This window comes from Metabacillus sp. FJAT-52054 (assembly GCF_037201815.1).
Taxonomy (GTDB): domain Bacteria; phylum Bacillota; class Bacilli; order Bacillales; family Bacillaceae; genus Metabacillus_B; species Metabacillus_B sediminis.
The window spans coordinates 1,951,825-1,964,567 of record NZ_CP147407.1; the positions used below are offsets into that span (position 1 = coordinate 1,951,825).

The 12,743-nt window shown below is 43.7% G+C and carries 12 protein-coding genes; all 12 read left to right on the forward strand.

Features of this window, described 5'->3' with window-relative positions:
• Window positions 1-285 precede the first annotated feature (285 nt).
• The 12 genes from WCV65_RS10245 to spoVS all read left to right on the forward strand — a co-directional run bounded on the left by WCV65_RS10245 (window position 286) and on the right by spoVS (window position 12,706).
• On the forward strand, window positions 286-1,575 hold the full coding sequence (locus WCV65_RS10245) for a pitrilysin family protein (protein ID WP_338781981.1): 1,290 nt from the start codon (window positions 286-288) through the stop codon (window positions 1,573-1,575).
• A complete protein-coding gene (locus WCV65_RS10250; RefSeq protein WP_338781982.1) occupies window positions 1,568-2,866 on the forward strand; it encodes a pitrilysin family protein in 1,299 nt (432 codons plus the stop codon). Before WCV65_RS10245 ends, WCV65_RS10250 begins: the two co-directional genes overlap by 8 nt.
• A gap of 58 nt (window positions 2,867-2,924) precedes the next feature.
• Window positions 2,925-3,644 (forward strand): SDR family oxidoreductase, encoded by a 720-nt coding sequence (locus WCV65_RS10255; protein ID WP_338781983.1) that lies wholly within the window; start codon window positions 2,925-2,927, stop codon window positions 3,642-3,644.
• A gap of 86 nt (window positions 3,645-3,730) precedes the next feature.
• Entirely contained in the window at window positions 3,731-3,997 is a 267-nt protein-coding gene (locus WCV65_RS10260) for a DUF3243 domain-containing protein (RefSeq protein WP_035411740.1), read from the forward strand.
• A 331-nt stretch (window positions 3,998-4,328) separates the two neighbouring features.
• Window positions 4,329-5,120 (forward strand): YmfK family protein, encoded by a 792-nt coding sequence (locus WCV65_RS10265; protein WP_338781984.1) that lies wholly within the window; start codon window positions 4,329-4,331, stop codon window positions 5,118-5,120.
• 18 nt (window positions 5,121-5,138) lie between these two features.
• Window positions 5,139-6,023 carry a RodZ domain-containing protein gene (locus WCV65_RS10270; RefSeq protein ID WP_035411736.1) on the forward strand — a complete coding sequence of 295 codons (885 nt, stop codon included), beginning with the start codon at window positions 5,139-5,141 and terminating at the stop codon, window positions 6,021-6,023.
• Window positions 6,024-6,099: 76 nt separating this feature from the next.
• Window positions 6,100-6,678: a CDP-diacylglycerol--glycerol-3-phosphate 3-phosphatidyltransferase gene (gene pgsA / locus WCV65_RS10275; RefSeq protein ID WP_035411734.1), complete on the forward strand. Its 579-nt coding sequence runs from the start codon at window positions 6,100-6,102 to the stop codon at window positions 6,676-6,678.
• A gap of 18 nt (window positions 6,679-6,696) precedes the next feature.
• Window positions 6,697-7,950: a competence/damage-inducible protein A gene (locus tag WCV65_RS10280; RefSeq protein ID WP_338781987.1), complete on the forward strand. Its 1,254-nt coding sequence runs from the start codon at window positions 6,697-6,699 to the stop codon at window positions 7,948-7,950.
• Window positions 7,951-8,270: 320 nt separating this feature from the next.
• On the forward strand, window positions 8,271-9,311 hold the full coding sequence (gene recA / locus WCV65_RS10285; protein WP_035411730.1) for a recombinase RecA: 1,041 nt from the start codon (window positions 8,271-8,273) through the stop codon (window positions 9,309-9,311).
• Between the two features lie 351 nt (window positions 9,312-9,662).
• Window positions 9,663-11,222: a ribonuclease Y gene (gene rny / locus WCV65_RS10290; RefSeq protein ID WP_035411728.1), complete on the forward strand. Its 1,560-nt coding sequence runs from the start codon at window positions 9,663-9,665 to the stop codon at window positions 11,220-11,222.
• Window positions 11,223-11,467: 245 nt separating this feature from the next.
• Window positions 11,468-12,262, forward strand: a complete 795-nt coding sequence (locus tag WCV65_RS10295) for a TIGR00282 family metallophosphoesterase (RefSeq protein ID WP_035411726.1) — start codon at window positions 11,468-11,470, stop codon at window positions 12,260-12,262.
• A 183-nt stretch (window positions 12,263-12,445) separates the two neighbouring features.
• On the forward strand, window positions 12,446-12,706 hold the full coding sequence (spoVS, locus tag WCV65_RS10300) for a stage V sporulation protein SpoVS (protein WP_010193268.1): 261 nt from the start codon (window positions 12,446-12,448) through the stop codon (window positions 12,704-12,706).
• The last annotated feature ends 37 nt before the right edge of the window (window positions 12,707-12,743 follow it).

Genomic DNA, 12,743 nt, shown 5'->3' on the forward strand with positions numbered 1-12,743 from the left:
TATTGGTACTTTGTACAATAAGGATAGGCTGATTGGAGAGGGAGATGCGCGTCTTTTGAGGAAGCAGCGGGAATCAGCTATGAGCAAATTATTTCTAAACAAAGGAAGCAGGCTCTTTTACGGATTTGAGTTAAAGCCGATACGAATCGTGCGTATATTTAAAGACAAAGTCTCCTCATTTCCTAAATGTTCCTCTACTTGGTATAATTACTGGTACGAATGGACTCATTTAAAACAAAAAAGGCTAAACTACAAAGGATAATCCTTAAACTGAGGAGTGAATGTATGTCTTTTTTTCAGGAAAAGCAAACAAAACTGAATGGAATCACCGTTCATACCGTAAAAACGGATAAATACAAAACGAACACCCTCGTCCTAAAGATGATGGCCCCCCTTAAAAAAGAAAATGTGACAAAACGAGCGATTCTTCCTTTTATTCTACAAAGGGCAACTGAAAGGTTCCGTACCACTGGCGAACTGCGAAATCATCTGGATGAACTTTATGGAGCATCCCTGTTCGCGGACCTTTCTAAAAAAGGGGAAAATCAAATTATCACGTTTCGGATGGAAGTAGCCAATGAAAAATTTTTATCCGAGAAAACGCCATTGCTTGAAGAGGCGATCAGCCTTCTGTCGGATATCCTGCTGCGCCCGCTATTAAAGGGCAGCGCTTTTGATGATGGAATAGTAAAGGAAGAAATACGGACACTTAAACAGCGGATCCAGGCTGCTTACGATGATAAAATGAGATATTCCAATCTTAGGCTCGTGCAGGAAATGTGCAAAAATGAGCCTTACGCTCTGCATGTAAACGGAGAGAAGGATCAGGCTGATGATCTGACTGCGGAAAATGTTTATGAGTATTACCAGCAGGTCCTTAAAGAAGATAAGCTTGATTTATACCTGATTGGAGATTTTAAGGAAGCTGCTGCGGGGGAAATGGTAAAGAAATATTTTGATTTCTCTGCCAACACCCACGCCTATCCTGAAACCGAACAAGCAAGCAAGCAGCATGTTGAGGAAAAAGAGGTCATTGAAGAAGAAGACGTTAAGCAGGGGAAATTAAATATCGGATACCGGACCAACTGCTTGTATAACGATGATTCGTATTTTGCACTTCAGGTTTTCAATGGGATATTCGGCGGATTCTCTCATTCCAAGCTGTTCATAAATGTAAGGGAAAAAGCAAGTCTTGCGTACTATGCTGCTTCAAGGGTTGAATCCCATAAAGGTCTCTTAATGGTCATGTCAGGTATTGAAGTGGGTAACTATGATCAGGCTGTCTCCATTATTAAAGAGCAGATGGCAGCGATGAAGAACGGCGATTTTACGGATGATGACTTGAATCAGACAAAGGGCGTCATCAGAAATCAGCTTTTGGAAACCATCGATACGAGCTATGGACTAAGCGAAATTCTGTATCAGAATGTTGCAGCCAACTCTGAACGTACATTTGATGAGCTATTAGATGGCATCAGCCATGTAACGAAAGAAGAGGTAGTGGAATCAGCTTCTAAAATCGAGCTGGATACCATTTATTTTCTTAAAGGAAAGGGGGCACAAAACAATGGGTAAGCCTATACAGTTTGAGCAGCTTCAGGAAGAGCTGTATCATGAAAAAATGGACAATGGATTAAATGTTTATGTACTGCCCAAAAAAGGATTTAATAAGACTTATGCAACCTTTACCACCAAATATGGTTCCATTGATAACGAATTTGTGCCTCTTGGACAGGAAGAAATGAAAAAGGTTCCGGATGGAATTGCGCATTTTCTTGAGCATAAGCTTTTTGAAAAAGAAGATGGGGATGTTTTTCAGCAATTCGGCAAGCAAGGGGCATCCTCTAATGCCTTTACATCGTTTACACGAACCGCCTACTTGTTCTCAAGCACATCAGATGCCGAGAAAAACCTGGAAACGTTAATTGATTTCGTTCAGGAGCCTTATTTTACAGAAAAGTCAGTAGAAAAAGAGAAGGGAATCATCGGACAGGAAATCAACATGTATGATGATAACCCGGACTGGCGTTTATATTTCGGATTAATTGAAAACATGTATGAAAAGCATCCTGTGAAAATTGATATCGCCGGTACAGTTGAATCTATTTCTCATATCACGAAGGATTTGCTGTATGAGTGCTACCATACGTTTTATCATCCGAGCAATATGCTGCTTTTTGTTACCGGCCCGGTTGATCCTGAGCGTGTTTTAAAGCAGGTTAGAGAAAATCAGAAAAAGAAAACGTTTGAAGAGCCTCAAACCATTAAGCGTCCTGAACTCTCTGAAAAAGCAGAGGTGGATAAAAAGGACGAAAAGCTTCCAATGAACGTTCAGTCTTCGAAATGTCTCGTTGGCATCAAGGCAAAAGAGACCGGTTTATCCGGGGAAGAGCTTCTTAAAAAAGAATTGACGGCTAACCTGGTGCTTGATGTGCTCTTCGGGAAAAGCTCCAGTCATTTTCAAACCATGTACAGCAACGGGTTAATAGATGATACCTTCAGCTATGATTACACGGAAGAGGAGACCTTCGGATTTGCGATGATTGGCGGAGACACCGATCAGCCCGAGGAGCTTGCCAAGCAAACAAAAGAAATTTTATTCAAGGCTAGGGAAGAAGGCGTGGATCAGGAACGGCTGAATACAGCGATCAAAAAAAGGATTGGAGCATTTCTGCGTTCCGTCAATTCTCCTGAGTACATTGCCAATCAATTCACCCGCTATGCATTCAATGATATGAACCTGTTTGATGTTGTACCGGTTCTCGAGCAGATAACAAAGCAGGATGCGGATGCTCTTTTACAACAGTTCGCAGATGAAAAGCAAATGACCGTCTTTACGGTTGTTCCAAAAAAGGAAGACAAATAATTTTTTTTGAATACCGGCTGACATCAGCCGGTATTCTTGTGCAAGGAGGTAAACAGAGTTGAAATATGCGCTTATTACTGGAGCGAGCGGGGGAATAGGGTCCAAAATTGCCGCCAAGCTCGCGGATGAAGGCTGGAATTTGTATTTGCATTATCACCGCAGCAAGGAGAAGACGGAGCACCTGAAAAAGGAGCTTGAGAACAAAGGTATCAGCTGTCTGCCGGTACAGGGTGATTTGTCCACAAAAGACGGAGTAAACGGGCTGCTCGGTAAAATCACCCATCCGATTCAGCTCCTTGTTCTGTCCAGCGGAACGGCTCCTTATGGTCTTATAACGGATCTGGATGATGAAGAAATTCAAGCGCAGGTCCAGCTTCATGTTACAAGTCCGTTTCTTCTGGCTAAATCCTTAATACCGAATATGGTTTCTGCAAAAAAAGGGTCCATTATTGCCATTACATCCATTTGGGGAGAAAAAGGAGCCTCTTGCGAAGTTTTATATTCAATGGTTAAAGGCGGTCAAAACACATTCGTAAAAGCGCTGGCAAAGGAGCTTGCACCAAGCGGCATCCGCGTAAACGCAGTTTCTCCGGGAGCTGTAGACACCGGCATGCTAAGCCGCTTCACTGAAGAAGATTTGCGCGAAATGGCTGATGACATTCCTGCTGGCAGAATCGGCAGGCCGGAAGAAATTGCAGATGCCGTCTGTTTTTTAGCATCAGAAAAATCTTCATACATAACCGGTCACATCCTCTCTGTGAATGGCGGATGGAATTAAGGAAAAAAGCGGGGGATGGTGCATAAAAACATTCAAATCAGCAAAACTAACCTTGTAATCAATTTTTTGGACTGGAGGAATGAACAATGTCCGTATTGAATAATTGGGATTCATGGAAGAATTTCCTTGGAGATCGTCTTCATCATGCTGAAAACAGCGGAATGAGCCGTGAAACGGTTTCTGGACTTGCTTATGAAATCGGCGGATACCTTGCAAACCAAGTAGACTCCAAAAATGATCAGGAAAAAGTTCTTGCTGATTTATGGAGCGTTGCAAGTGAAGAAGAGCAGCATGCAATTGCGAACATGATGGTGAAGCTTGTCGGCAACAACGGAACTGAAGGAACACACTAAAAAAGGGAGGCGCTGCCTCTCTTTTTTTTATTTGGCATGGTTATGGTGCTGATTTTTCTCCATTTGCAGATTGGAGCGATATGAGCTCATTTAAAAGAGCGGGGTTATATGAGACCTCTCATGTATGAAGTTTTGAACTCTCGTCCGAATATCCCGTTTAAGAAGAAGTTCCTGAAGGGAAATCACCTGTAAGGGTTATTTTATCAGGAAGATCCTTAGCCAGCTTCTTCCTGCATTAAGAGGTTTAGGGAATTATTCTTTCTTATTACGAGAAAATGCTTTATTATAAACTTATAGGTACATTTCGCCTCAATCGAAAGGGGGATTCTCCTTGCAAAAGGAAGAATGGTACTTGGAATATGAAATTCAGAAAAACCGGCCTGGTTTACTGGGGGATGTTTCTTCCCTGCTGGGTATGCTTTCCATAAATATTGTGACAATTAATGGTGTTGACGACTCCCGTCGTGGACTCCTGCTAAAATGTGAACATAACGACCAGATTAAACGTCTTGAATCGATTTTACATACAATGGATACAATTACTGTGACTAAATTAAGGAAGCCGAAGCTTCGGGACCGGCTTGCCGTCAGACACGGACGTTATATACAGCGTGATGCAGATGATAAAAAGACCTTCCGATTTGTTCGGGATGAACTCGGTTTGCTTGTGGATTTTCTCGCGGAATTGATGAAGCAGGACGGCCATAAGCTGATTGGAATCCGCGGTATGCCAAGAGTGGGGAAAACGGAATCGATCGTAGCTTCAAGTGTGTGCGCAAATAAAAGGTGGCTTTTTGTATCCTCAACCCTTTTAAAACAAACGCTTCGAAGCCAGCTCATCGCTGATGAATACGATGCCAATAATTTGTTTATAATTGATGGAATTGTTTCAACCCGGAGAGGGACAGAACGGCATTTGCAGCTTGTACGTGAAATAATGCGCCTTTCCGCAACAAAAATTGTGGAACACCCAGATGTGTTTGTCCAGAATACGGAATATACTTTGGAAGACTTTGATTATGTCATTGAGCTTCGCAATGACCCGGATGAAGAAATTACATATGAAGACGCTGAAGAGCCGCAAATGCTCGATCAGTCGGCTTTTTCTGGATTTGATTTTTAATTATGGAAGGTGTTACGGTTGAGTGAATTAGGAAATCGCCTTAAGCAAGCGAGGGAAGAAAAGCAATTAACATTGGACGATCTGCAAACGATGACGAAGATCCAAAAAAGATATCTGATCGGAATTGAAGAGGGCAATTATAAAATAATGCCTGGCCAATTTTACGTGCGTGCTTTTATTAAGCAGTATGCTGAAGCAGTCGGATTGGATCCTGATCAGCTATTTGAAGATTACAAAAAAGATGTTCCGGACAGCGGCCAGGATGAACTTCCAGGCCAGCTTTCAAGGGTGCAAACGCAAAGGGAGCTACCAGAGAGTGCATCAAAAGCCATTGACCTGCTCCCCAAACTTCTGATTATCCTCCTGATTGTAGCGGCTGCAGTCGTTATTTGGATGGTGAATCAAAACAGCAGCGGAAGTGAAGAGCCCGCTAAGCCTAAGTCAGAATCAATCAGTTCAGAAGTGAAGATGGATGAATCTTTGAAAAACAAGGATACGGATGAAAAAGCTGAAGAAAAGCCCGCTCCCGAGCCAGAACCTGCCAAAGTAGAACCGCCTGCACCAAAGCAAGCGATCAGCGGCAAAGAAACGGGTTCAGCTTCTTCCTCCTATGCTGTAACCGGAGCAGAGAAACTGGAAATCGAAATCTCAGCAAAAGGATCTACTTGGATTGGCGTCAAAAACAGTAAAGGCAAATCTTTTTTTTCCGGCGTGCTGAACAGCGGCAAATCGCAAAAAATTGATGCAAGCAATGAAAATGAAGTGAAAATACGTATTGGAAACATGCCGAATACAGACATTAAAGTAAACGGTGAACCTCTGAAATACGTAATAGACCCTTCTAAAAAGATGACTCAATCCATTACCATTACGTATACAAAAGCAGAAAAGTCATCATCCTGATGGCTTTTCTTGCCATTTATCAAAAGTTTGCAGGGTATCTCCCAGATGCAGATCCCGGATGAAGGAGTAGAAAAAAATGAATTTACCTAATAAAATCACGGTTTCACGTATTTTGCTTATCCCGGTGTTTATGTTTATTATGCTGTATCCTTTCGATTGGGGAATGGTATCGATTTTAGGAACTGAAATGCCTGCTTCACAGTTCACGGGCGCCCTGCTGTTTATTCTCGCTTCCGTTACAGATTGGATCGACGGCTACTATGCACGGAAGTACAATCTTGTAACAAACCTTGGGAAGTTTTTGGACCCGCTTGCAGATAAGCTGCTTGTTTCTGCAGCACTTATTATCCTTGTTGAGATGGGGCTCGCGCCTGCCTGGATGGTTATTATCATTATCAGCAGAGAATTTGCAGTTACCGGGCTCAGACTGATTCTTGCCAATGAAGGAGAAGTAGTAGCGGCTAACTCGCTTGGCAAAATCAAAACATGGACTCAAATCATCGCAATTTCTGCTCTTTTGCTTAACAACTTTCCGTTTGAACCATTACATATTCCTTTTGCCCAATTTGCACTTTGGGTGGCTGTCTTCTTTACGATTATTTCAGGCTGGGACTATTTCGCTAAAAACAAAAATGCTTTATTAAACTCTAAATAAAAGAAAAAGGAGCTTGCTATGAATACGAAAACTGAAATCATTGCCGTAGGATCCGAGCTTCTTCTCGGACAAATTGTCAATTCAAATGCCCAGTTTATTTCCAGTGAACTTGCAGAAATGGGTTTTAATACGTATTACCATACAGTAACCGGTGATAATGCAGGCCGGCTGAAAGCAGCCATTGAAACGGCTCAGACCAGATCGAACGTCATTATCTTCACGGGCGGCCTTGGACCTACAAAAGATGATTTAACGAAGGAAACCATTGCCTCGCATTTACATGTCCAATTGGTTACAGATAACGATGCCATGGCATCAATCGAGGATTATTTTAAAAAGGTAAACCGGGCGATGTCTGAAAATAACAGGAAACAGGCACTCGTCCTTGAAGGGTCGCATATTTTGAAAAATGATACGGGAATGGCACCGGGGATGGCTCTGGAAGCGGATGGAATTGTGTATATCCTCATGCCGGGGCCCCCGTCTGAAATGAGGCCGATGTTCTCCAATTATGCCCGGCCCTATCTATTGGAGCTGCTTGGCGAACAGGAAAAAATCATGTCCAGAGTGCTCCGGTATTTCGGCATTGGCGAATCACAGCTTGAAGCAGACCTTGAGGACCTGATTGACGGTCAGACTAACCCGACGATCGCTCCCTTGGCAGGAGATGGCGAAGTAACGCTGAGATTGACCGCGAGACATAAAGAGGCTACGACAGCAACCCAGCTTTTGAATGAGCTGGAGCAAACCATTAATGCACGGGTAGGCGATTATTTTTACGGGTATGAGAGCACAAGCCTTCTTCAGGAAGTGACGGACCGTCTTATTGAGAGAAAAATCACGATTTCTTCTGCCGAAAGCTTGACGGGCGGATTATTCTCAGAACAGCTCACTACAGTTAAAGGAACTTCAAGTGTGCTGAAGGGCGGGATTGTATGCTACTCCAACTCTGTGAAGCAAAACCTCCTTAACGTCAAGCCTGAAACTCTTGAAAACCACGGTGCAGTGAGCGGGCAGTGTGCGAAGGAAATGGCCGAAAACATCCGCCGTCTGGCAGAGAGTGATATCGGAATCAGCTTTACAGGCGTAGCTGGCCCGGAACCGATGGATAACCAGCCTGTCGGAACCGTTTATATCGGGATCGCCTCCGAAGCTCAGACGGAGGTCCATGAACTGAAGCTCGCCGGCAGCAGAGACGGAATCCGAAAAAGATCCGTCAAGTACGGCTGCAGGCTCCTGATGAAACACCTTGAAAAACATACAGCGCTTTGAGCTGTGTGTTTTTCTTTTTGGCAAATTGCGGTTTTCTCCTATTCTGCTAAGGCAGAAACCAGTATTGTATGCTTACCGCCCTCTGAGCGGGAAGCAGGCATCCCTTGTGCGGAAAACAGCTCTTGCCATCCTGCCCCATGTGCGTAAAATGCATTTTTACTAAAAATACGCCTCCTAAAAATCTATTTTTCCCTAAGGAAAAAAACGATTTCCAAACACGATATACCAAAAAAACGAATAAGTGTTCGACTTTTTTCTTGGCAAATGATATAAAAAGAGATATAGTAATGATAGGTTAAAGATTAGAGGAGGAACGTTACATGAATGATCGTCAAGCCGCCCTTGATATGGCGCTTAAACAGATAGAAAAACAGTTTGGTAAAGGTTCCATTATGAAGCTTGGAGAGCAGACGGACCGTAAAGTTTCCACTGTGCCGAGCGGATCGCTGGCACTGGATGTTGCACTGGGAATAGGCGGATATCCGCGCGGCCGTATTATTGAAACATACGGGCCAGAGAGTTCTGGTAAAACCACGGTAGCTCTGCATGCAATCGCTGAAGTTCAGCGTCAGGGAGGACAAGCTGCATTTATTGATGCTGAGCATGCTCTTGATCCCGTTTACGCGCAAAAGCTTGGCGTAAACATAGACGAACTTCTTCTGTCGCAGCCAGATACCGGCGAACAGGCTCTTGAAATCGCAGAAGCGCTTGTGCGAAGCGGTGCAGTAGACATTCTGGTTATTGACTCAGTTGCTGCCCTTGTGCCAAAGGCGGAGATTGAAGGGGAAATGGGAGACTCCCATGTAGGTCTTCAAGCGCGTCTAATGTCACAGGCTCTAAGAAAGCTGTCCGGCGCAATCAGCAAATCCAAGACAATTGCCATCTTTATTAACCAAATCCGTGAAAAAGTTGGCGTTATGTTCGGAAATCCTGAAACAACTCCCGGGGGACGCGCGTTAAAATTCTATTCCTCTGTCCGTCTGGAAGTCCGCCGTGCTGAGCAGCTTAAGCAAGGCAATGACGTAATGGGAAATAAAACAAAAATCAAAGTTGTAAAAAATAAAGTGGCTCCACCGTTCAGAACGGCAGAGGTAGACATTATGTATGGCTTGGGGATTTCCAGAGAAGGGGAAATTATCGATATGGGAACGGACCTTGATATCGTTCAGAAGAGCGGATCCTGGTATTCCTATAATGAAGAGCGTCTTGGCCAGGGCCGTGAAAATGCTAAAATCTTTTTGAAAGAAAATCCAAACATCGCTTCTGTCATCCATCAGCAAATTAGAGATCACTACAATCTCGATGCAACAGCAGAAGCTCCTCCTGAAGAGGAAGAGGAACTGTTTGAACTGGAAGATTAAGTAAGATTCAATGCAAAAGCAGCGGAAAGAGGGATGTTCTCCCTCTTTTTTTCTGTTTACAGAAATGAAAATCAGACAATCCGGCAGGAAGCGGGCAAAAAGGGCAGGATGACTGGCTTGACAAGTATTTTTCACAACTATACAATGAAATTGTGTATTTTGTTTTATTTTTAGTATTTTTTAACAAAGACCTTGATGGTTTTGGCTAAAGCAACCATTTGGCTTGCCTTTAGCTGCTAACTAAAATCATCCTAAAGAAAACTTGTGCAGTATATTGAGACCTAATGAAACAATGTACGTGCCGACACATTATTCGAGCAAGAAATGTTCATAGCAAGAGGAGGTGAGATAATGGACGCAACACTAATCATCTCCATTTTGCTTGGCCTTATCGTAGGTGTAGTTGTTGGCTATTTTGTTCGCAAATCGATTGCCGAAGCGAAAATTGCCGGGGCAAAGAGTGCCGCCGAGCAGATTCTTGAAGATGGAAAACGCGAAGCTGAAGCAGCTAAGAAAGAAGCGATGCTTGAAGCAAAAGATGAAATTCACAAGCTTCGTACAGATGCCGAACAAGAAATTCGTGATCGTCGAAACGAGCTACAAAAACAAGAAAACCGGTTATTGCAAAAAGAGGAAAACCTTGACAGAAAAGATGATTCTCTTGATAAAAGAGAAGCTGTTCTGGATCGCAAGGAAAACTCTCTGGCTGAAAGACAACAACATATTGAAGAGACGGAAAGCAAAGTGGATGAGATGGTTCGCAGGCAGCAAACAGAGCTTGAACGTGTATCAGGCTTAACAAGGGAATCCGCCAGACAAATCATTCTTGACAAGCTTGAAAACGAGCTTTCCCATGATCTCGCTGTTCTTATTAAAGAGAGTGAGACACGTGCGAAGGAAGAAGCAGACAAACGGGCAAAAGAGATTCTCTCTCTTGCACTGCAGCGCTGTGCTGCTGATCATGTGGCAGAAACAACTGTATCAGTTGTAAACCTTCCGAATGATGAAATGAAGGGCCGCATTATTGGCCGTGAAGGACGTAACATCCGTACGCTTGAGACCCTTACAGGAATCGATTTAATTATCGATGATACTCCTGAAGCGGTGATTCTCTCAGGTTTCGATCCAATCCGCAGGGAGACGGCGAGAATTGCCTTGGACAAGCTTGTTCAGGACGGACGTATTCACCCGGCACGGATTGAGGAAATGGTTGAGAAATCCCGCCGCGAGGTTGATGAGTACATCCGCGAAGTCGGTGAACAAACAACCTTTGAAGTTGGAGTTCATGGATTGCATCCTGACCTGATCAAAATTCTGGGCCGTTTGAAGTTCAGAACAAGCTATGGTCAAAATGTACTGAAGCACTCAATGGAGGTAGCACATCTATCCGGTCTGATGGCTGCCGAGCTTGGAGAAGACATCACGCTTGCTAAGCGAGCAGGACTTCTTCATGATATCGGTAAAGCAATTGACCATGAGGTAGAGGGAAGCCACGTTGAAATTGGAGTGGAGCTCGCTGGAAAATACAAGGAGCATCCTGTTGTTATCAACAGTATTGCATCCCACCATGGTGACCAGGAACCAACTTCAATTATTGCTGTGATTGTAGCAGCAGCCGATGCACTTTCTGCTGCAAGACCAGGTGCGCGCAGCGAAACACTTGAAAACTATATCCGCAGACTTGAGAAGCTTGAAGAGATCTCTGAATCGTATGAAGGTGTAGAGAAGTCCTTCGCCATCCAGGCAGGCCGTGAAGTCAGAATTATGGTGAAGCCGGATACGATTGATGATCTTCAAGCCCACAGACTGGCACGGGATATCCGCAAGAGGATCGAAGAAGAGCTTGATTATCCTGGACACATTAAAGTTACAGTGATCAGAGAAACGCGAGCCGTTGAATACGCAAAATAAAGTCTCAGTGTGCACAGTATCCTTGTTTTGGATGACTGCACATATGGGCAAAATAAAGCGGTGCATTGCGCCGCTTTATTTTTTTTCTTTTTGAAGAGAAATCATGAGCAGCAGATTCACTGCGTCCGGAGGAGGACGCTTTTATTCTTTATCTCTGTTCTACCATTCAATGCGTAAGTAAGCGGAAAGAGACAACCCGGAAAGCATAGACGGAATACCCCAAACATGAAAGGAATCGGTTTAATATGAATATTTTATTTATTGGAGATATCGTAGGTTCTCCCGGAAGAGAGATGCTTAAAACGTATCTTCCTCGCTTGAAGTCTACTTACAAGCCAGATGCCGTTATTGTAAATGGTGAAAATGCAGCGCACGGAAAAGGATTGACTGAAAAAAATTTCCATGAATTAATCCAGGCAGGAGCTAACGTAGTCACGATGGGTAACCATACATGGGATAAACGTGAAATTACGGATTACATAGATAAGACTCCGAACCTAATCAGACCCGCTAATTATCCTGAAGGTACACCTGGAAATGGCATGTTTTTTCAAAAAATGGGTAATAAAGAAATAGCCGTTATTAATCTGCAGGGCCGTACCTTTTTACCGGCTATTGATTGTCCGTTCAGAAAGGCTGACGAGCTGGTTGAACGGGCAAGAAAGAGAACTCCGTATATTTTCGTCGATTTCCACGCTGAAGCGACGAGTGAAAAGCAGGCAATGGGCTGGTATTTAGACGGAAGAGTTTCTGCAGTAGTGGGAACCCATACTCACGTTCAAACTGCTGATGAGCGCCTTCTTGCAAAAGGCACTGCCTATATATCAGATGTCGGCATGACAGGGCCGTATGATGGAATACTCGGTGTGGAACAGGAACCGGTTATCAGGAGATTTTTAACAAGTCTCCCAACGCGATTCGAGGTAGCAGAGGGCCGCACCCAGCTTAGCGGAGTTGTAGTTAAGCTTGACAGCAGAACTGGAATGGCTCAATCGATAAAAAGGATTGCGATTAATGACGATCACCCCTATTTTGATTGAATTTTTTGAAAAAACAGCTGTTTAGGCAGGAATAACGCTCCACACTAGTGAATATATGTAGTAATGGAATGATTAGCCATTTTTTGTTCAAAGTCTTAGGGGATGCGATTTGAACAAGATCCAACAACGGTTGTTCCAATGATCGCTCAAGATCCTTGGTAATGAATAAGGGGGAAAACAGTAATGGAAATATTAAAAGTTTCAGCTAAGTCTAATCCTAATTCCGTAGCTGGAGCGCTTGCCGGAGTATTGCGTGAACGCGGAGGCGCTGAGATTCAAGCCATCGGAGCGGGAGCGCTTAATCAGGCGGTAAAAGCCGTAGCAATTGCCAGAGGTTTTGTAGCCCCGAGTGGAGTTGATTTAATTTGTATTCCGGCTTTTACAGATATTTTGATTGATGGCGAAGAACGGACTGCCATTAAATTAATTGTAGAACCGCGCTGATTGATAAAATAGAGGCTGACCGGCCCAGGATTCCCGC